This is a genomic window from Microvirga pudoricolor (genome assembly GCF_016892705.1).
In the GTDB taxonomy this organism is placed as follows: Bacteria; Pseudomonadota; Alphaproteobacteria; order Rhizobiales; family Beijerinckiaceae; genus Microvirga; species Microvirga pudoricolor.
The window spans coordinates 423,486-443,330 of record NZ_JAFEMB010000003.1; the positions used below are offsets into that span (position 1 = coordinate 423,486).

Here is a 19,845-nt window from a genome sequence, read left to right on the forward strand (position 1 = left end):
CCCCACTCTCTAGCAAAGCAAAGCCGCCCTTTCACCAGTGTCATAGGGTCCGAAGGTGTTATGTGGACAAGTCTTGAGCTATCGGGATGGCAACCGTAAGGTCACTGCCCCTTCGGGATACGTCCCTCGACAAGCAACAAGCAGACGCCATGACCGACCAGCGCCCCCCTCGCCGCAGCCGCCCGACCTTCACGGACCAGGAGGCGCTGCAGTTCCACGCCCAGGGACGTCCCGGCAAGCTGGAGGTAGTGCCCACCAAGCCCATGGCGACCCAGCGCGACCTGTCGCTCGCCTATTCGCCCGGCGTGGCCGTGCCCGTGAAGGCCATCGCCGAGAATCCCTCTCTGGCCTTCGACTACACCACCCGCTCCAACATGGTGGCGGTGATCTCCAACGGCACGGCGATCCTGGGCCTCGGCAATCTCGGGGCCCTCGCGTCCAAGCCCGTGATGGAAGGCAAGGCCGTCCTGTTCAAGCGCTTCGCGGATGTGGATTCCATCGACCTCGAGGTCGACACGGAGGACGCGGACGCCTTCATCAACTGCGTGCGCTATCTGGGGCCGTCCTTCGGGGGCATCAATCTCGAGGACATCAAGGCGCCCGAGTGCTTCATCATCGAGGAACGCTTGCGGGAGATGATGGACATCCCGGTCTTCCACGACGACCAGCACGGCACCGCCATCATCGCGGCGGCTGGCCTGATCAATGCCCTGCACCTGACGGGCCGCGACATGGCCAAGACCAAGCTCGTGGTCAACGGCGCGGGCGCGGCCGGCATCGCCTGCACGGATCTGCTGAAGGCCATGGGATTTGCGCCCAATAACGTCATTCTGTGCGACACCAAGGGCGTCATCTATCGCGGCCGCACCGAGGGCATGAACCAGTGGAAATCCGCCCATGCGGCGGAGACGAGCGCCCGTTCGCTGGCGGATGCCATGAAGGGCGCCGACGCGGTGTTCGGCCTCTCGGCCAAGGGCGCCTTCTCGGACGACATGATCCGCTCCATGGCCCCGAACCCGATCATTTTCGCCATGGCGAACCCGGATCCGGAGATCACCCCCGAGGAGGTCGCGCAGATCCGCGACGACGTGATCATCGCCACGGGCCGGTCGGATTATCCCAACCAGGTCAACAACGTGCTGGGCTTCCCCTACATCTTCCGGGGCGCCCTCGACGTGCAGGCCACCACCATCAACATGGAGATGAAGATCGCGGCCGCCGAGGCGCTGGCGGCGCTGGCCCGCGAGGACGTGCCGGACGAGGTCGCGGCCGCCTATCAGGGCTCGCGGCCGCGCTTCGGGCGCGACTACATCATCCCGGTGCCGTTCGACCCGCGCCTGATCCACATGATTCCGCCCGCCGTGGCGCAGGCCGCCATGGATACGGGGGTGGCGCGCCGTCCCATCGTGGATGCGCGGGGTTACAAGGCCCAGCTCTCCGCCCGCCTCGACCCGGTGGCCGGAACCCTCAACCGCATCTTCGAGCGCGTGCGCAAGTTTCCCAAGCGCGTGGTGTTCGCGGAGGGCGAGGAGGAGCAGGTCATCCGCGCGGCCCTGTCCTTCGTCAACCAGGGGCTCGGCAAGGCGGTGCTCGTGGGACGCGAGGACCGGGTGATGGAAACGGCCCAACAGGCCGGCATCGACCTGGAGGGCCGCGAGGGCATCGAGATCCACAACGCGCGCCTGTCGCACCGCAATTCAACCTATGCGCAGTTTCTCTACGAGCGCCTGCAGCGCAAGGGCTACCTGTTCCGCGACTGCCAGCGCCTGATCAACCAGGACCGCAACCATTTCGCCGCCTCCATGGTGGCGCTGGGCGATGCGGACGCCATGGTGACGGGCGTGACCCGCAACTACTCGACGGCGCTCGCCGACGTGCGCCACGTGATCGACGCCAAGCCCGGCCACCGGGTCATCGGCGTGTCGGTCTGCCTCTCGCGGGGCCGCACGGTCGTGGTGGCCGATACGGCCATCCACGAGATGCCCACCTCCGAGGAACTGGCCGAGATCGCCGTCGAGGCGGCGGGCGTGGCGCGGCGCCTGGGCTACGAGCCTCGCGTGGCCATGCTGTCATTCTCGACCTTCGGCCATCCCCGCGCCGAACGGGCCGAGCGGATCCAGGAGGCGGTGGAGATCCTCGACGGCAAGCGCGTCGATTTCGAGTACGACGGCGAGATGTCCGCCGACGTGGCGCTGAACCGGGATCACATGGCCCAATACCCGTTCAGCCGCCTCAAGGGCCCGGCCAACGTACTCGTGATGCCGGCTTTCCACTCCGCCTCCATCTCCACGAAGATGCTCCAGGAGCTGGGCGGCGCCATGGTGCTGGGGCCCCTGGTGGTCGGCCTCGACAAGCCGGTCCAGATCGTCTCGCTCGGCGCGACCGACAACGACATCGTCAACATGGCGGCGCTCGCGGCCTTCAACGTGGGCGGCTGATCCGGCACCATGGCGCGTCTCACGCAACTGCTCATCGCGGACGGGAAAGGCTTCGTGTCCCGTCCGGTGGATAGCTTCGACCTGACACTCGCGGGTATTCCCGGCCACCGACATTCGGGCGAGACGCGGGGAGCCGATTCGCGAACGCCTTGGCATCCGCGCGGCACCCCCATCGCCAATACCCGCCACGTCTCCATCGTGTCGGAGGAGGAATGCGCTATCGTGGCCGAGGCCCTGGGCATCCCGGATCTCGACCCCGCTCTGCTTGGGGCCAACGTCGTCATCGGCGGCTTGAAGGGCCTGACGCAGCTGCCGCTCTCGACCCGGCTGCAATTCCCGTCCGGCGCCACGATCTTTGTGACCGAGGCCAATGCGCCATGCCGCCAGCCCGGCCGCAAGATCGCGGCGGCGCATGGCGATCCCAGCCTCGAATTCGCCTTCGTGAAGGTCGCCATGGGCCTGCGCGGGCTCGTCGGGCTGGTCGAGCGGGAGGGCACGATGAAGGTGGGCGATACCATCCGGGTAATCCGGCCAAAATATCGCGGCGAGCGGGCTTCAAGCCTCGTCTGAGGCCAACATGTTTGGAGGCCTGCCCCGCAGTTTAGCCGGCTTCCCATCGCGCCCGTGAGTCCTTATGACGGATGGCGCAACAATGCCCGCAGGCCTGAAAGGGAACGTATGAGCCAGAAGCCCACCACCGTCGTGTTCGATGTCGGCAACGTCCTGCTGCGCTGGGACCCGCGCAACCTCTACCGTACGATCTTCGACGATGAGACCAAGATGGAGTGGTTCCTGTCCACGGTCTGCACCAACCAGTGGAACCTGGAGCAGGACCGGGGCCGCGACTGGGACGAGGCCGTGGCGCTTCTGGCCAAGGATCACCCCGATCACGAGCCTTCGATCCGCGCGTTCCACGAGCGCTGGGAGGAGACCGTCTCCGGCGTGATCGCCGAGAACGTGGCCCTGCTCGAGCGCTTGAGACAGGCGGGCGTGCCGAACTACTGCATCACCAATTTCTCGGCCCCGAAATTCGTTCTGTCCCAGGCGAAATACCCGTTCCTCAAGGACTTCGACGGCATCATCGTGTCCGGCGACGAGCGGGTGCTGAAGCCCGAGCCCGAGATCTACAACCTCCTGCTCAGCCGCTACGGCCTGAAAGCGGAGGATTGCATCTTCATCGACGATTCGAAGGCCAACGTGGAAGGCGCCCGCGCGGTCGGCATGCACGCTATCCACTTCCTGGAGCCGATGGACTTGACCGAGGAACTGCGCAAACACGGCATCGACGCGTAGCCCCTGGGCCCTCCACGCTTGCCCTCGGCCGGCGCCTGGGCCATCAGGCGCACATGCGCGCCTTCGACACATCCCTTCCCATCGACGCCGTCCTGGCCAGCCTGACGGCGGCCCTGCGGGCGCGGCCGAACGCCGTGCTCGTGGCGCCGCCGGGCGCCGGCAAGACCACCCGGGTGCCCCTGGTTCTGCTGGACGAGGCCTGGGCCGAGGGCGGCAGGATCATCGTGCTGGAGCCCCGCCGCCTCGCGGCCCGGGCGGCGGCCGAGCGCATGGCACGGACCTTGGGCGAGTCGGTCGGCGAAACGGTGGGCCTGCGCGTCCGGCTCGGGTCCAAGGTGAGCCGCCGCACCCGGATCGAGGTGGTGACCGAGGGTGTCTTCGCCCGGATGATCCTGGACGACCCGTCCCTCGACGGCATCGCGGCCGTCCTCTTCGACGAGTTTCACGAGCGTTCCCTCGATGCCGACCTCGGGTTGGCCCTGGCGCTCGATGCCCAAGGCGGCCTGCGGGAGGACCTGCGCCTCCTGGTCATGTCGGCCACCCTGGACGGCGCACGGGTCGCGCGCCTCCTCGGCGACGCGCCGATGGTCGAGTCCGAGGGCCGGGCCTTCCCGGTCGAAACCCGCTATCTCGGGCGCGATCCCAACCGGCGCATCGAGGAGCAGGTCGCCGATGCCGTGCTCCGCTCGCTCCGGGCCGAGCTGGGCTCAATCCTGGTCTTCCTGCCGGGGCAGGGCGAGATCCGGCGGGTCGAGACGCTTCTGCGGGACCGCATCACGGACCCGGCCGTCGACCTCGCGCCGCTCTACGGCGGCCTCGATCGGGGCGAGCAGGATCTGGCCGTCAGTCCCACCAAGCCCGGCCGCCGCAAGGTGGTGCTGGCCACCTCCATCGCCGAGACGTCGCTCACCATCGAGGGCGTGCGCGTGGTGGTGGATTCCGGACTCGCGCGGGTGCCGGTCTACGAGCCCGATTTGGGTCTCACGCGGCTGGAGACCGTCCGGGTCTCCCGCGCCGCCGCCGACCAGCGCCGGGGTCGCGCCGGGCGAACGGAGCCCGGCATCTGCTACCGGCTCTGGGAGGAGGCGGCCACCGGGTCCTTCGAGGCCTTTGCGCGGCCTGAAATTCTCTCCGCCGACCTCTCGCCCCTGATCCTCGATTGCGCCGCCTGGGGCGTGACCGATCCCACGAGCCTCGCCTTCCTCGACCCGCCGCCCGCGCCCGCCCTGAAGGAGGGGAGGGCGCTGTTGCGGGACCTGTCGGCCCTCGACGAGGATGGCCGCATCACGGAGACGGGGCAGCGCCTGCGCGGTCTTCCCCTGCCGCCGCGCCTAGCCCGCATGGTGGTGGAGGCGGGCGCCTCGGGTCAGGCCCGCGCGGCCGCCGACCTTGCGGCGGTGCTGGTGGAACGCGGCTTGGGCGGCGATGGGGTGGACCTGACCGACCGGGTCGAGCGGTTCCGCCGCGACCGGTCCAAGCAGGCCGAAGACATGCGCCGCATGGCCGACGGCTGGGCCAGGGAGTCCGGCCCTCGTCGGGATGGAAGCGCCCTCTCCACGGGCGCCCTTCTCGCGCTGGCCTATCCGGACCGGATCGCCAAGGCGCGGGGCAAGGCGGGCGACTTCGTGATGGCCAATGGCCGCGGCGCGAGCGTGGAGGCCCATGAGCGGCTGGCCAAGGAGCCGTTCCTCGCCATCGCGGAGATCGCGGGCGGGGCGGCCGCCGCCCGTATCCTCGCGGCCGCCCCCCTGACCCTCGAGGAGATCGAGGCAGAGGCGGGCTCCGGCATCGTCCAGGGCGAAGAGGTCGCCTTCGACCGCTCCGCCAGGGCTCTGCGCGCCCGCGCCGTGCGCCGCTATGGCGCCATCGTGCTCGGCGAGCGGCCCCTGCCGGTGCCGGCTACCGAGGAGGCCGCGCGGATCCTGGCCGGCGGCCTCGCCTCCGCCGGGCTCGCCGCGCTGCCCTGGTCGAAGGCGCTGGCGCAATGGCGGGAGCGGGTGATGTTCCTGCGCCGGGCGGAGGGGGAGGAGTGGCCCGACCTGTCGGATGCGGCGCTCTCGGCGTCCGTGAACGACTGGCTCGCCCCGCATCTCGTGGGCAAGAGCGGCCTCGACGCCATCGGGCCCGATCTCTTGAGCGAGGCCCTGCGCGGGCTCCTGCCCTGCACCCTGCAGCGCCGCCTCGACGCCGAGGCCCCGACCCATGTCGAGGTGCCGACGGGCTCCCAGATTCCCGTCGATTACGGCGAGGCGGAACCGGCGCTCTCGGTGCGGGTCCAGGAGCTCTTCGGCCTCGACAGGCATCCCGCCATCGCGGGCGGCCGGGTGCCCCTGGTGCTTCATCTGCTGTCCCCGGCTCAGCGGCCGATCCAGATCACCCGCGACCTGCCGGGCTTCTGGCGCGGTTCCTGGGCATCGGTGCGGGCCGACATGCGCGGACAATACCCCAAGCACCCCTGGCCCGAGGACCCGTTATCGGCCCCGCCGACACGGCGGGCGAAACCGCGCGGGACGTGAAGCCCTGAGGGTTCCCGACCATCTGGAGAGGGGGATGGTCGGCTAACCCCAGGACGCGATCAGCCGGTCGGCCGTGGCGCGGTTGAGGGCCATGGGGATGTTGTAGACCAAGGCGAGCCGCATCAGGGCCTTCACGTCCACGTCGTGGGGGTGGGGCGAGAGCGGGTCCACGAAGAAGAACAGGGCATCGATTCGCCCCTCCGCGATCATCGCGCCGATCTGCTGGTCCCCGCCGAGGGGGCCGCTCTTCAGGCGGGTGACCTGGAGGGAGGGGCAGCGTTCCATGACGCGCCCACCCGTCGTTCCCGTGGCGAACAGCGTAAAGGCGCCGATCTCGTGCTCGTGCGTCGCCACGAAGTCGGCCATGTCGTCCTTCTTGGCGTCATGGGCGACGAGAGCCAGGGTCAAAGATGTCATCGGAAATCCGTCGCGGTCGTCGAGAAGGGGAGGACGGCCGGGCGGCCCTTCCATCGTGCCACCCTCATACCCCGCATCGCACGCCCGTCAAAGGAGGCCCGTGCGGCCTCCCGATCGCGGTCCTAGTTGTTCCAGCGGTCGCGCCACTGCATCTCGCCTGCCATGCAGTTGGTTCGAGGCTGGGCCTGAATCCGCAGCAGCAGGGGCTCGGGCGGCACCCGGTTGGCAACCTCCAGGAGGATCTTGGTCTTGATGGCCTGCGGGAACTGCTCGCGGTCCCGCACCGGGATCATGAAAGAGCCCTGGCCGCCGATCACGCAATCGCGGAAATACGCGTCGAGCTCGGGAATATCGAGATAGCCGGGCTTCTTGAGCATCAAGGGCAGGCCGTTGATCACGATGCCCTTGTTGATCGCATCGTCCCGGGCCTGGGTGATGATCCGGCCCTGGTTGTTGGGGCCGTCGCCGGAGACGTCGATGACCTGCCGGGTCGCCGTGACGCCGCTCTTGGCCAACAGGTCGACGCTGTAGTCGATGGCGCTGGCGATGGATGTGCGCTGGGCCCGTCGCAGGGGCGTGTTGGCGATCTTGTCCGCGAAGGCCATGAGGCTCTCGGAATTGTCGAGGATCGTCCAGGGCACGATCACCTTCTGGTCCGCCGAACCGGCCCATTCCATGTAGGTGACGGCGATCTTGCCGATCATGCCGCCGCGGATGGCGTCATGGACCAGGGGGGACCGGAACGCCTCGGCGAAACCCTCCCGCTGGAGGGCCTGCTCCTCCGTGTCCATGGAGTAGGAGATGTCGACGGCCAGGACCAAGGCGAGATCCACTTCCGTCTGGGCGGCGGCCGGAAGGGTGAAGGCAAGAAAAGAACTTAAGACCAGAGCCAAACCTAAGGCGAAACGCTTGAGCACGCACCGAACCATCACGTTCTCCTTCTCGGAGCCAGATTGGTGCGGAAAAGTCTGCCAGCTTCTCGACCGAACGCAAGGTCAAGAATTTAGCCGATCCGGGCCTCCACCAGCCCCAGGGCGGCTTGAAATGTTGCTTCGGCGTCTAGATGGGTCGTGTCGAGGGTCAGGGCGTCCGACGCCGCCTTCAGGGGTGCCGTGGCGCGATTCATGTCCCGTTCGTCCCGGCGGCGGATATCGGCCAGGATGGACTCGTAAGCCACCGTCTCGCCCCGTCCGGCCAACTCCCGGTGCCGGCGCCGGGCCCGCTCCTCGGGGGTGGCCGTGATGAAGAGCTTCACGTCGGCGTTCGGGCACACCACGGTGCCGATGTCGCGGCCGTCGAGCACCGCTCCGGGCGGCCGGGCGCCGAATTGGCGCTGGAAGGCCAGGAGCGCGTCGCGAACGGGCTGAAACGCCGATACCACGGAGGCGGCCTCTCCCATCTCGGCCCCGCGCAGTCGGGAATCGTCGTCGAGATGGCCGACATCCAGGTTGAGGGCCGCGTCGGTCGCAGCCGCCTCGTCCGTCAGGTCGAGGCCCCGGTCCAGGAGGGTGCGGGCCACGGCGCGGTAGAGCAGCCCGGTGTCGAGATGCGCGAAGCCGAAATGAGCCGCGAGGCGCTTGCCGAGGGTGCCCTTGCCGGAGGCGGCTGGACCGTCGATGGCGATGATCATGGGAGCGCCCTCAGCCGTCGATGGTCGCGCCGAGCTCCCGCATGAGCGGTATGAACGTCGGGAAGCTCGTGGCGATCATGGCGCCGTCGTCGACCGTCATGGGCTCGCGGGTGGCCAATCCCATCACCAGGAACGCCATGGCGATGCGGTGGTCGAGATGGGTCGCGACCGGGTTTCCGCCGCCGCGCACGGGGCCGCCGGCGCCATGTACGATCAGGTCGTCGCCATCGATCTCATGATCGACGCCCGCCTCGTCGAGCCCGGCCGCCACGGCGGCCAGACGGTCCGATTCCTTGACCCGCAATTCGTGAAGGCCCTGCATCCGGGTCGTGCCCTGCGCAAAGGACGCCGCCACGGCGAGGATCGGATACTCGTCGATCATGGCCGGAGCCCGGCCGGCCGGGACGGTGACCCCCCTCAGGCGGCTCGAGCGGACTCGCAGGTCGGCCACGGATTCTCCGCCCTCGTCACGCTCGTTCAGGGCCTCGATGGAGGCGCCCATCTCCAAGAGGGTCGTGATCAGGCCGGTGCGCAGGGGATTCATCATCACGCCCTCGATCACGATGTCCGAGCCCGGCACGATCAGGGCCGCGACCAGTGGGAAGGCCGCCGAGGACGGATCTCCCGGGACCACGATGTCGGACCCGCGCAACTCGGGCTGGCCCTGGAGAGTGATGGAGCGGCCGTCCTGGCCGTGCGGGGCGACCTCCACAGAGGCGCCGAAATGGCGCAGCATCCGCTCCGTATGGTCGCGGGTGGCCTCCCTTTCGACAACCGTGGTGCGGCCGGGCGAGTTGAGGCCCGCGAGCAGGATGGCGGACTTGATCTGGGCCGAGGCGGCGGGGGTCTCGTAGGTGATCGGAACCGTCTCGCGGGGGCCGCGCAGGGTCAGCGGCACCCGGCCGCCCTCGGCCTCGCTCACCACCTGGACCCCCATCTTGACGAGTGGATCCAGGATTCGCCGCATCGGGCGCTTGCGCAGGGAGGCGTCGCCGTCGAAGGTCGCGGTCACGGGGTGGCTGCCAGCCACCCCCATCATCAGGCGGGAGCCGGTCCCGGCATTGCCGAAATCAAGCACGCCCTCGGGCTGCGTGAGGCCGCCGATCCCGACGCCGCGAATGCGCCAGCGGCCCGGACCCTCGCGGGTGATATGCGCGCCGAGGGCCTTGCAGGCCTCCGCGGTGCGCAGCACGTCGTCGCCCTCGAGGAGGCCCTCGACCCGGGTCTCGCCGATGGAGAGCAATCCGAAGATCATGGAACGGTGCGAGATCGACTTGTCGCCGGGCACGCGCAGGCGCCCCTTGAGGGCCGCTCCCGCCCTGCTGCCAGCCGGTGTTGCCGGACCATTTCCGTGCGACATTCTCGCCCCCTTCGCGCTCGTCTGCGGGCGGCTCCTAACACGGGGTTTCGGTGGCGTCATCCCGCACGGCGCGGGACCTGCGGTCCAAGAGGCGCGAGAGAGGCGTCGAAGAGGTCATTTCGCATTTGACAAGCCCTCCGGGCCCGACTAACGGGAGCGCTCTTCAACCCTTTTGCCTAGAAGGTTCTACCGTGGCCAAACCGGAACTCGGCTTGAAGCGCCAGTGCATGAGCTGCGGCGCGAAATTCTATGATCTGAACAAGGACCCGGCGGTCTGCCCGAAATGCGGCACCGTCTTCCAGGCGTCCGCCGTGAGCCGCGTGGCCGCTCCCGTCGTCGCCCGCGCCGCCCAGACCAACGAAGAGGAGACCGAGGTCGAATCCACGGGTCCGGAGATGGTCTCGCTCGACGAGGTCGAAGCCGCCGAGGCCGATACGGACACGCCCGGTGAGGACGATATCGACGTCGGCGACGACGACGCCGATGACGACACCTTCCTCGAGGAGGAAGAAGAGGGCGACGACGACGTATCGGATTTGATCGATAGCGACATCGAAGACGACGAAGAGGCTTGAACCTCGCGTCAGACCCGACTATAGAGACGCCGCTGCTTCGGCGGCGACCCTTTCGCGGTGATCCCCAAGACACCGCGGCCGGCGTGGGGCCATAGCTCAGTTGGGAGAGCGCTTGAATGGCATTCAAGAGGTCGGCGGTTCGATTCCGCCTGGCTCCACCAAACACTTTCCGGGAAACCCGCTTTTCCTGAGACATTCGCGAAGCTGTCGCGATTTCAAAGCTTTAGCGCTTTCATCGACCCCATTATACTGTCTCTTAAGGCGCCAATGACCTGGCCCGTCTCGTCGATATCGGCGCTGTTCTCGGACTCGCTTCGCGCCTGTTCCGTGGGTTCGAACTGGCGTCTTCCGAGACCGGTTCAAACCGACTGCACGGCCCTCACCAAGCCGTTCGTTCCAAACCCTTTGCCATCCCGAGGCTTGGCTATCCCAGCCTATTCTGCCGCCGAATCGCTTCGTCAATCTGCTCGGGTGTATCGGGCGCGCCCATGGCGCGGGCTGCACCTTCAGCTGTGAGTCCCCCGGCATCGCGATGGCCGGGGTTGGCGCCGCTGGCCAGGAGCAGGTCGACGATCTCGACCCGATTGAACATGGCTGCCGTCATGAGAGCGGTTCGGCCGTCTGGACCGCAGCCATCCACCCTTGCCCCATGGTCGAGCAGCAGGCGGACGATGCCGGCATCGCCCTTGAAGGCCGCACCGGCCAGGGGTGTCTGGCCACGTTCGTTAGCGAGATCCGAAGCACCCCCGTGCTCCAGCAACACCTGCACGAGATCAACATGGCCATGATAGCAAGCGAGAATGAGCAGGCTGTCGCCGCGCTCATTGCGCAGATTGGCGGGCAGTCCCATCGCCAGCAGCTCAGCGAGCTCTTCGGTCTGACCGGCACGGGTATGCTGAAAGACTCTGCCGGCAAAGGCCAGGGTCTCGTCATCGAGATGGGGAAGCGATGGTCGGGTGTCGTCCGGCATGCGGCCTCTGCAAATGTTCGTCGTGCAGAAGGGTAGCGCGGTCAGCTGTATCGAGAAGAGCTAAAGGATCGTCGGATGCCGCTCTAGGCGAGCATGAGCTTGGTCTGCTCGCGCCAGTCGAGGGGCGGATCAGCCAGCTTGGACACGCCGCAGCCCCGCGGCAGGGTGCCGTCGACGGCCGCCTTGACCAGGGCAGGGCTCAGGAAGGCGAGGTTGAGGGTCTGTCGCACGAAGCGCTCGCTACAGCCTTCGCGCTCGGCGATGGTGTCCGTGGTCGTGTCAGGCGTCGAGATCAGCTCATCGAGCCACGCCCGGGCTTTGACGATGCTCTCCAGCAGTTTTGCACGGGCCTCGGACCGGATCGGCCGCAGCACGATGTCGGGTTTGTCCGTCGGGGCAATGACCTCCCGGCGCCGGGTCATCGGGCGCGATGACCAAGCGAGGGTCTGGCGTTGCAACGGTCCGCCCTCGCTCAAGCAATAAGCGATCTCGAGCCCGCCCTGGCCGATAATCACTTGAATCAGATGGCGCTCCACCAGGTCCTGATCTCTGAGAGCTTCTCCCACAAAGCTGTCCCCGAGTGCCCTCTTCAGGCCAGACACGACCGCTGCCTCGATCTCGGGCGCCGATACCCGCGCTACTGAACCAGCCTCATCCTTGCGGCCCTGCGCCAGCACACTCGAGACATAGTAACGATAGCGCCGGGCTCCTTTCTGCGTGTGGCTCGGTGTCATCGGGTGACCGCGATCATCCGCCAGCCGACCCAACAGCAACGCGCCTGATTCGATCCGCAGGCGTTTATCGTGATGGTTCCGGCTCAGACGATTCTGCACGGCCTCAAACAGCTCATCAGGAATGATCGCCTCGTGCTCACCTTTGTGGCTGTGCCCCTTGTGGTTGATCTCGCCGAGATATATCCGGTTGCGCAGGAGATGCGCCAGCGGTCCATTGGTGAAGGCAATCCCACCCACGGCCTGCCCTCGCTTCCGGGTCACAACTCCCTTGTCCCTCATTTCCTGTTGAAGTGCGGGCAGTGATCCAAGCGCCAGGTAGCGCTCGAAGATCAGGCGAACGGTGCTTGCCTCGTCGGGATCGATCACGAGCTTGCGGCTTTCCACCCGATAGCCGAAGGGCACATGTCCTCCCATCCACAAGCCCTTGCGCTTGGAAGCAGCAATCTTGTCGCGAATGCGCTCACCCGTGACTTCACGCTCGAACTGGGCAAACGAGAGCAGCACGTTGAGGGTCAGCCGCCCCATGCTGTTGGTGGTGTTGAACGCCTGGGTCACCGATACAAACGACACCCCGTGCGCATCGAACAGCTCCACCAGCTTGGCGAAGTCGGCGAGTGATCGGGTGAGGCGATCGACCTTGTAGACCACGATGATGTCGATCAGGCCGGCTCTCACATCGGAGAGCAGGCGCTGCAGGGCAGGGCGGTCGAGCGAACCACCGGAGAAGCCACCGTCGTCGTAGCGGGTCGGTCCACCACGCCAGCCCTCATGGGCTTGGCTCTTGATGTAGGCCTCGGCTGCCTCACGCTGGTTGTCGAGGGAGTTGAACTCCTGCTCGAGGCCATGATCGGTGGAAACACGGGTGTAGATGGCACAGCGCAGGATCTTGGGCGGCTCCCGTCTCATGGCTGACCTCCAACTGCTCCTATGGCCGCTTTGGCTTTGTCACGTAGGCCAAAGAAGCGGGGTCCGTTCCAGTTGGTGCCGGTGATGGCGCGGGCGATCTCGGACAGGCTCTTGTAGGGGGTGCTGTTCCAGGCAAAGCCGTTCTCGAGCACGATCACCTGATGCACAATGCCATCGTGCTCACGCACCAGCAGGGTGCCGGGCTTGATCGATGTGGGTTGAGGGACTGGCGGGATGGCCCGTTTCTTCTTGTCGGCGGCCTGCTGTCGGCCGAGCCGCTCGAGGAAGCGGGCGGTGTCGCGGTCGAGATCGCCGAGGGCCTTGGCCTGGATCTTGTAGGCGATGATGCGCAGGAGAAGGGCGCGGCTGAGGTGGGGCGGAGCTTGGGTGCGAAAGAGCTTGCGCCAGCGCACCCGCAGTTCGTGCAGGTCGAGGGATGTCAGGGCTCCGATCTCAGCGGAGAGAGGATCGGAGGTGGCAGATGCCACCTCCTGTGTTGGGTTGAGCATGTTGCGGGACATGACAGGCCTCAGGCCGTCACCCTTGCGGGCTCGTCCACGGCCGCCGCCCCTTCCGTTGCTATAATGATCCGGTAGAGGCTCAACCCATCGGGTTGCGGCTCTCGGACGATGGAGACCCCCGCTTGGCGCAGTCGGGTGAGGCAGGCTCGGGTGGTGTGAGGTAGCCAGCCGGTGGCGCTCGCCAGTTCTCGAAGGGAAGCGCCGTCCTCCTGCTCCAGCATGGCGCGGATTAGGGCTTTCTTCGTGCCGGGCTTTGGGGAAGGCGCCGAGCTTTCATCCTGAAGGGGAACGACTTGTGGCTCTGCCACAGCAGGGTGGAGGGCGTCATCCTCTGTCTCGATCCCGATCGCCTGCAAACCTGCGGGAGCGACTTGAAAGCCGATGCGATGGCCGTCGATCTCCTCACGCCAGTGTGGCTGGTCGCGCTCGACCGTTACTTCGTCGACGTACCCACAACGAAGAAGCTTGGCCGTGGCAGCCTGGGCTGCTTTGAGCTTAAGTTCTGGAGGAGGGGAGAGAAGCAGGTCAGATCTCTGAGCGGCGTGGGAGAGCAGCAGGAGTTGGGTGTCGGTGAGGGTCATGACGTAGATCCTTTGTAGGTGTGACGGCTGTTCGCCGCCATGACCTCAGGCTCCCCGTCAGCTCAGTGCTTGAGGGGAGCAGGATGACCTGCTTCGTGTGACCTGCTCTCTATCCGTTGATGCTGCGTTCGCTTGCTCCTGCCGGTCAGTCCATAACCCATGAACACTCGTTGGGCCGATGAAGTCGAGCGCTGTCTGAGCCATCATCTTGCGTTGTTGCAGGCCATTTTGTCCTGTCATGATCACGTCGAGCTGGAGGGCTCCATGAGCACCAGCGGCCGTCGTACAGGGAAGCAATGATGAGCAAACGATCGTTTGCAAACGTGGATGAAGTGTCTTGGTGTGACTGGCGGCGGATGCAGGCACTGACCATAAAGAGAGCTAAAGCTCTGTGATTGCAGGCCTTGCAGATCTCTCAGTCAGCCATGGAGATTGCATTCCTCGCATTTCATTAAATGCTCTCACACCGCAAAATTTATCTCAGACTGCCATGCCCCAGGGAGCATAGTTCATCGACCCTGTGAATATAGCAAAGTCCTATTTAGCTTCATTTAATTCTTGTTTTTTATTTATTTTCAGTAATTTACGTAATGGATAGGGCTGGTCATTTCATTGTGGACCATGGGTTAGCCGGTAATCCAGTTTGATAGGCATCCTGGGAACGAAGCGACCCTGTTGTCGAAAGAGAGCAACTTCGGCCTTGACCCACCGTTGTCGCTTCCAAGGCATGGAGAGTTGGCGCATGGGTGACGAACAGCAGCAGTTCATTCCTGGCAAAACGAGCCAAACGAGAGCGGGGGCTGGTTCGGGGATGCACCAATGGCTCCCACGTACTGTCGTTGGCGTGACCGCATTGGGAGCAGCCGCCCTCTATAATCGAAGGCAGACGATCAACGCTGAGCATCAGCACCCGCCCATCGGTCAGTTCTTGAAGGTGGGGCAGACGCGCCTACACTACCTTGAGCAGGGTGAAGGCAATCCGGTCATCCTGATTCATGGCAATGGCTCGATGATCCAGGACTTTACTGCAAGCGGCCTCGTTGACGACCTCGCATCACGTTACCGCGTTATAGTGTTTGATCGACCAGGCTTTGGTCACAGCACTCGCCCCGGTCGGCTCTGGACGGCGCGCGACTATGCCCGCCTGTTCCAAGGCGCCCTCAAGCAGCTTGGCATTAAGCAGGCAGTGGTCCTGGGACACTCATGGGGTTCATTGGTGGCCATTGCACTCGCCCTGGAGGCTCCGAGCCTCGTTCGCGGGCTCGTTCTTGCCTCAGGCTACTATTATCCAACGCCAAGATTAGACGTTCTTATGTTCTCGCCACCGGCCATCCCAATTGTCGGCGATGTCTTTCGGCACACGGCCGCGCCCCTGATATCTCGGGCGATCTTGCCCAAGCTGGTCCGGAAGGTGTTCGTGCCAAATCCAGTCCCGGAGAGGTTTCAAACAGAATTTCCGATCACACTCGCTCTGCGTCCATCACAGCTTCGCGCCTCAGCCGAGGACACGGCTATGATGATCCCCTCGGCCATGGACTTGTCTCGCCATTATCAAAATCTGCGTTTGCCCGTGACCATCATGACAGGGACGGACGATCGGATTGTTGATTGTGAGAGCCAGTCGTGGCGCTTGCACAAGGACGTGCCACACAGCACATTCATCGCCTTGGATGGGATCGGCCATATGATCCATCATTTCGCGCCCCAAATGATCTCAGAAGTGGTTGACCAGTTACAGGAGAAGAGCCAAACGGGGCCTCGCTCCTTGTAACCATCTTAGGTTTGCCTAGGTAGTGAGAGACCACAACTGGTCCGGGCGAGCGATTATAATGACATCGATGATGCCCCTTAGTCTGTCCATACAGGCTCACATTGGCGCACACTTACGGGAAGCCTATGGCGACCCAACGGATACGGTTATTCCCCTCAAACTGGGTCAATTACTCAAGCGGGTGACGCAGATCATCCGGGCTCATCAAGAGCCGGTGGACCAAGCCTTCACTGATGGTATCATGAATGCACTGCCCAGCTTGAGAGCGTTTGGGATATCACTCACCAAAAGCATCGATCGGGCTGAGGATCTTGTTCAGGAAACCGTCCTTCGGGCGATCAGCAACCGGGGCGCGTTCGAGCCAGGTACTAATCTGCAAGCCTGGATGTTCACGATCCTACGCAACAGTCATTATACCTATCATCGAAAATCAAAGCGCGAAGTCGAAGACACCGACGGCGTGTTTGCTGCGACTCTCGTATCAATCCCCGAGCAAGAGGGCACGGTCGCGCTGCATGAGCTTCAGCTTGCGCTTCAGAGATTACCTTCCGATCAGAGGGAAGCCCTTATCCTCACAGCCGTGGACGGATTATCTTATGAGGCTGCAGCAGAAGCACTCGGGGTCAAAATTGGAACGATCAAAAGCCGTATCAACCGCGGCCGGACTCGCCTGACGGAATTGACCGGGCAGGGCAGCGACAATCCCGTAGCCACTCTTTCCTGACGCAGTCCATCTAATTCGACACAAACCATCATATATCGCTCGCGTGAGCACCCTCATAGACCCCCAACATATTTGGTGAAACCTCCTCTGCTTACGGGGTCTACCCTCTGGAGAGGAGCTTCTGATGCACAAAGCTGCGAGAGCCAAGCTGTGCGATGAACTAAAGCAGGAAGCCCTTACCAGCACTCGTGGGACCGTAACCCTATCGGTGGTAGTCGAGGATCTGGAGCGCCAAGGGGAGGTTGGGATGGCCAAGGCAGCCCAAAACATTGCCGTCCACAACGAGATCGAGCGCATCAAGCTCCAGGCCAAGATCGACGCCAACGACAGTTGAACCTTCTAAACTGTCGAATTGGTCACTGTCTGGATTGCCTCGATCAGCACCCCGACGCGGCAGGGCTTGTGCAGAAGGACACCTCCCAAGACTTCAGGCTCCAACTCCTCTATATACCCCGTCATGTAGACTACCGGCAGTTCCGGAAGGATGTCTCGTACTCGACGGGCCACCTCCCAGCCGTTCATCTCGGGCATGCGGATGTCCGTCACGAGGGCGTCGATGGGAGGCGCAGAAGTCAGAGTTAAGGCCAAGACGAGGAGGGCCTCCTTGCCACTGGCGGCCCGGACAACATCGAACCCGCTGTCGATGAGGGCCTCGCCCACCATGAACCGCACGGCATCATCGTCATCAACCAAGAGAATACGCATCACCATCCCCGAAGAGTCTGGAGATAGAGACAGAAGCGTTTACGGCAATTGGCCAATGGGATTGTAAAGGGGTGATACCGGAACAGCCCTTGGGCATTGCCGCGATGCTGCAAATGACGCCTAGATCATTCTCGAGGTGCGGCCGGATCGGGGGAGGTCATTAGCTTTGGGACGATCCGCGGGAGCCGCCGTCCCAACCGTCGACACTTGGCAGTGGACCAAGCTCAGTGCGAAGAAGAAAAGCCCCGCTCGGGGTAGATCCGCTCGAGGCTCCCATTGAGCTTGATACGCAACATTGCCTGTGATGTGACAAAAACCGAAAACAAACAGAACGTCTTTGGGGCCGGGCCCGTTGCTAACCTAACCTGCTTCGAAACCTCCTCGACCCTAAGACTCTACCTTCCTGAGCAGAAGCACGGATGCCCACTGCCAAGCTAGGCGTTGAACTCAAGCAAGAAGCTGTCGAGCGGACCCGCAAGAGTTTAAACTGATCCGTGTTGCGAGAGGAACTTAAGCGACATGCCCAAGAGAGGCAGTACCATGGCACAAGTTTCTCGAGTGTGGTGATAGAAGCCGTGATGACGTTCATCTGTCACCATATTAGTTCAAACGAAGATGATGTATAGGTCAATCGAGACAGAGCTTATATTGATGACAAGATTTGCTTTAGGCATATCGTCATCTAGGTTGAGCAGTATTCCTTGGATTTATCGTTATTGTTATCGTAACACTCTGGATCGCTTGAGAGCTTTTTGCCTCGTACCTGCTTTGTACAAGAGTAGGCATCCGGCGATGAGCAAAGCTGAGATGAGTGCTTGTCCTTACATCATACGTCTCCATAACTATATTACACCAATAACCGTAATGAATGGCTCTCCGTTCGATTTCGATGATAGCTTCTGAGTATGCGCTTTTAAATATGACTTAGATATCGAAATCGCTTTTATTTTAATTTTATTTTGAATGACGATGTAAAATCAAATAATAATCCCATATTATTATGACATGAATAGTAGTCCGCCGTAGTGAGTGAACGAAGCTGATTTGTAAGAGATGGAATTTGCCGCTGGACGGGGAGAGTCCGTTTAGGAAGTTCCATTAGTGCAAGCCAGGTTGAGTACATCAATGCTGCTCGAGGTGTGAGAGGTGCGAACAGAGCCACGAAAGTCGCGAAGACCAGCAAACGATGTCGGGCTATAGACCCGTAATCAGAAGCTTCGAGCGGTCGCTGTTCCGTGGGACCAGCTCCAACTAATGGAGACTATGATGTTTGGCTTTAAAGGCGGTGAAAGCATCGAAACTGTCGATCGCAAGACAGGCTATCGCGCCAGCGCGAAACGCCACTGGAGTTATTTGACAACCTTGGACCTGTCGCAAGTCGAGAACGCAGAGCAACTGATTGCTCTCGTAGAGGTCCGTTACAACCTGCCTTACGAGACTGCCAAAGCTGATGTCGAAGAGTGGATGATCAACAAACAGTTTTGAGATGGACGCCAGATTACAGCTTGCTATGGGAGGTTTAAGCTATGTCGATGGAATTTTACGTTGTCCGACATCACGGCGCTTGGCGCATTCGGGTCAACGGCAAACACCAAGGAGAATACGGGTCGCGGATCCTGGCGATTAACGCGGCCGTATCGCAGGCGCAGACGGCGGGGCCAGGTGCCAAGGTCTTCAGTACTGGGATCGTGAGCCAGTTCACCGATGAATGGCAAGCGGAAAAGAGTACTGTTCAGATTGAGCTTTCAGCTTTAGCATCGAATGTTGACAGAGCTGACGCATGAGTGAGCGAATTAGCCGTCTGTGCGATGAGCTTCGCATTAAGCTTCATGGCTTAGATCGGCGTCTTGGAGCGCTCAAGTCCAATGGCGTAGCCACCTTTGAACGTTCGCAGGCTGCTCTTGAGGGCCAGCTCGACCGTGTTGAGCAACGCATCTATGACCATCGTGTAGCTGTCGAGGCAGCGAATGCCAGGGCAAAGACATGGGTGACACAAAGGAAATCTCCTTTGCATGCCGCTCGGGTTCCACAGGACGAAAAAACTGAATTCTATCGGCTCGAATCCGAAGCCCGTGAGGCCGAGACATATGCTTCTGCCGCTTTCGAGCTAGCGGCAGCGGCAGCTGATGAGGCCATCCTAGCAGTCTTACTTGCCGTACTTGCGTGCAACAGAGTGGATCAGGCTAACCTCCGTCCAACAGAGGCGCCGAGCCAATAGTCCAGTTCTCATTTAGCAAACGTCACAGCTCTCAGGCGATATAGGGCGGGATTGCATATGGATGATAACGACACGAAACTCGATCATCGGGCTATGTATTATCTCGGGGTGCTCGCGGAACGCGGTAGCGAGCTTGTAGCGGGAGAAAGCGTGTTTCCGCGAGGGTGCGGCAAAACCCACACTCTCGCGTTGTCACAAGCGGGATATCTGGTGGGTGTTTCTTACCTCTCCGCCAATGGGCTTGAAGAAGTGCGATATCAGATTACCGACGAGGGGGACGCCGCCTGGAAAGCATACCGGTTCATACGATAGAAGGGGGCTGAGGATGTTTATCGTGGAATTTTTTCGGATTAGGGAGATTGACGATGCCCGCGCTATTCTGGACCGCATTGAACACGATACCACAAGCCTGAACGATGCAAAGATGAGAGCGCTGTCGCTCTTTGAGACGTTAAGTATGCCGCAGAAGCCGGATGGTTTGAGGAT

At 63.0% G+C, this 19,845-nt stretch carries 21 protein-coding genes and 1 tRNA gene; 13 read left to right on the forward strand and 9 right to left on the reverse strand.

Annotation, left to right across the window (positions count from 1 at the left end):
* Window positions 1-149 precede the first annotated feature (149 nt).
* The 4 genes from ILT42_RS13635 to hrpB all read left to right on the forward strand — a co-directional run bounded on the left by ILT42_RS13635 (window position 150) and on the right by hrpB (window position 6,247).
* On the forward strand, window positions 150-2,438 hold the full coding sequence (locus ILT42_RS13635) for an NADP-dependent malic enzyme (RefSeq protein ID WP_204216157.1): 2,289 nt from the start codon (window positions 150-152) through the stop codon (window positions 2,436-2,438).
* Window positions 2,439-2,447: 9 nt separating this feature from the next.
* Window positions 2,448-3,008 carry an MOSC domain-containing protein gene (locus tag ILT42_RS13640; RefSeq protein WP_204216158.1) on the forward strand — a complete coding sequence of 187 codons (561 nt, stop codon included), beginning with the start codon at window positions 2,448-2,450 and terminating at the stop codon, window positions 3,006-3,008.
* Window positions 3,009-3,116: 108 nt separating this feature from the next.
* Window positions 3,117-3,731 (forward strand): HAD family hydrolase, encoded by a 615-nt coding sequence (locus ILT42_RS13645; RefSeq protein ID WP_204216159.1) that lies wholly within the window; start codon window positions 3,117-3,119, stop codon window positions 3,729-3,731.
* A gap of 53 nt (window positions 3,732-3,784) precedes the next feature.
* Window positions 3,785-6,247, forward strand: coding sequence for an ATP-dependent helicase HrpB (hrpB, locus tag ILT42_RS13650; RefSeq protein WP_204216160.1), 2,463 nt, complete (start codon window positions 3,785-3,787; stop codon window positions 6,245-6,247).
* A 42-nt stretch (window positions 6,248-6,289) separates the two neighbouring features.
* Here the strand turns inward: hrpB and ILT42_RS13655 are convergent, their stop codons facing one another.
* From ILT42_RS13655 to aroA, 4 genes are all read right to left on the reverse strand, one after another.
* Window positions 6,290-6,664: a methylglyoxal synthase gene (locus tag ILT42_RS13655; RefSeq protein ID WP_229428624.1), complete on the reverse strand. Its 375-nt coding sequence runs from the start codon at window positions 6,662-6,664 to the stop codon at window positions 6,290-6,292.
* A 122-nt stretch (window positions 6,665-6,786) separates the two neighbouring features.
* Window positions 6,787-7,593: a DUF1194 domain-containing protein gene (locus ILT42_RS13660; RefSeq protein ID WP_204216161.1), complete on the reverse strand. Its 807-nt coding sequence runs from the start codon at window positions 7,591-7,593 to the stop codon at window positions 6,787-6,789.
* A 74-nt stretch (window positions 7,594-7,667) separates the two neighbouring features.
* Complete coding sequence (cmk, locus tag ILT42_RS13665) at window positions 7,668-8,294, reverse strand: (d)CMP kinase (RefSeq protein ID WP_204216162.1); 627 nt, start codon at window positions 8,292-8,294, stop codon at window positions 7,668-7,670.
* 10 nt (window positions 8,295-8,304) lie between these two features.
* Complete coding sequence (aroA, locus tag ILT42_RS13670) at window positions 8,305-9,654, reverse strand: 3-phosphoshikimate 1-carboxyvinyltransferase (RefSeq protein WP_204216163.1); 1,350 nt, start codon at window positions 9,652-9,654, stop codon at window positions 8,305-8,307.
* Between the two features lie 191 nt (window positions 9,655-9,845).
* On the opposite strand from aroA, the gene ILT42_RS13675 reads away from it, so the two are divergent.
* A complete protein-coding gene (locus ILT42_RS13675) occupies window positions 9,846-10,229 on the forward strand; it encodes a TIGR02300 family protein (RefSeq protein ID WP_204216164.1) in 384 nt (127 codons plus the stop codon).
* An 85-nt stretch (window positions 10,230-10,314) separates the two neighbouring features.
* A tRNA-Ala gene (locus ILT42_RS13680) sits at window positions 10,315-10,390 on the forward strand.
* A 263-nt stretch (window positions 10,391-10,653) separates the two neighbouring features.
* Here the strand turns inward: ILT42_RS13680 and ILT42_RS13685 are convergent.
* The 4 genes from ILT42_RS13685 to ILT42_RS13700 form a co-directional block, all read right to left on the reverse strand.
* Entirely contained in the window at window positions 10,654-11,199 is a 546-nt protein-coding gene (locus ILT42_RS13685; protein ID WP_204216165.1) for an ankyrin repeat domain-containing protein, read from the reverse strand.
* An 83-nt stretch (window positions 11,200-11,282) separates the two neighbouring features.
* The gene (locus ILT42_RS13690; protein ID WP_204216166.1) at window positions 11,283-12,839 is read right to left on the reverse strand and encodes a recombinase family protein; all 1,557 of its coding nucleotides are present in this window, start codon (window positions 12,837-12,839) and stop codon (window positions 11,283-11,285) included.
* Window positions 12,836-13,360: a DUF2924 domain-containing protein gene (locus tag ILT42_RS13695; RefSeq protein ID WP_204216167.1), complete on the reverse strand. Its 525-nt coding sequence runs from the start codon at window positions 13,358-13,360 to the stop codon at window positions 12,836-12,838. The genes ILT42_RS13690 and ILT42_RS13695 overlap by 4 nt, the downstream gene beginning before the upstream one ends.
* 8 nt (window positions 13,361-13,368) lie before the next feature.
* Complete coding sequence (locus ILT42_RS13700; RefSeq protein WP_204216168.1) at window positions 13,369-13,941, reverse strand: DUF3489 domain-containing protein; 573 nt, start codon at window positions 13,939-13,941, stop codon at window positions 13,369-13,371.
* A gap of 742 nt (window positions 13,942-14,683) precedes the next feature.
* Between ILT42_RS13700 and ILT42_RS13705 the strand changes: the two genes are divergently transcribed.
* The 3 genes from ILT42_RS13705 (at window position 14,684) to ILT42_RS13715 (ending at window position 16,770) form a co-directional block, all read left to right on the forward strand.
* Window positions 14,684-15,712 carry an alpha/beta fold hydrolase gene (locus ILT42_RS13705; protein WP_204216169.1) on the forward strand — a complete coding sequence of 343 codons (1,029 nt, stop codon included), beginning with the start codon at window positions 14,684-14,686 and terminating at the stop codon, window positions 15,710-15,712.
* A 58-nt stretch (window positions 15,713-15,770) separates the two neighbouring features.
* Window positions 15,771-16,436: a sigma-70 family RNA polymerase sigma factor gene (locus tag ILT42_RS13710; protein WP_204216170.1), complete on the forward strand. Its 666-nt coding sequence runs from the start codon at window positions 15,771-15,773 to the stop codon at window positions 16,434-16,436.
* A gap of 124 nt (window positions 16,437-16,560) precedes the next feature.
* Entirely contained in the window at window positions 16,561-16,770 is a 210-nt protein-coding gene (locus ILT42_RS13715) for a hypothetical protein (RefSeq protein ID WP_204216171.1), read from the forward strand.
* Between the two features lie 5 nt (window positions 16,771-16,775).
* Here ILT42_RS13715 and ILT42_RS13720 read toward each other — a convergent pair whose 3' ends face one another.
* The gene (locus ILT42_RS13720; protein ID WP_204216172.1) at window positions 16,776-17,141 is read right to left on the reverse strand and encodes a response regulator; all 366 of its coding nucleotides are present in this window, start codon (window positions 17,139-17,141) and stop codon (window positions 16,776-16,778) included.
* A gap of 1,266 nt (window positions 17,142-18,407) precedes the next feature.
* Here ILT42_RS13720 and ILT42_RS13725 point away from each other — a divergent pair.
* From ILT42_RS13725 to ILT42_RS13740, 4 genes are read left to right on the forward strand one after another with little or no spacing between them, the layout of a single operon-like run.
* Window positions 18,408-18,626, forward strand: a complete 219-nt coding sequence (locus ILT42_RS13725; RefSeq protein ID WP_204216173.1) for a hypothetical protein — start codon at window positions 18,408-18,410, stop codon at window positions 18,624-18,626.
* 41 nt (window positions 18,627-18,667) lie between these two features.
* On the forward strand, window positions 18,668-18,925 hold the full coding sequence (locus ILT42_RS13730) for a hypothetical protein (RefSeq protein WP_204216174.1): 258 nt from the start codon (window positions 18,668-18,670) through the stop codon (window positions 18,923-18,925).
* Window positions 18,922-19,359: a hypothetical protein gene (locus ILT42_RS13735; RefSeq protein WP_204216175.1), complete on the forward strand. Its 438-nt coding sequence runs from the start codon at window positions 18,922-18,924 to the stop codon at window positions 19,357-19,359. The genes ILT42_RS13730 and ILT42_RS13735 overlap by 4 nt, the downstream gene beginning before the upstream one ends.
* Before the next feature lie 57 nt (window positions 19,360-19,416).
* The gene (locus ILT42_RS13740) at window positions 19,417-19,671 is read left to right on the forward strand and encodes a hypothetical protein (protein WP_204216176.1); all 255 of its coding nucleotides are present in this window, start codon (window positions 19,417-19,419) and stop codon (window positions 19,669-19,671) included.
* Window positions 19,672-19,845 lie beyond the last annotated feature (174 nt).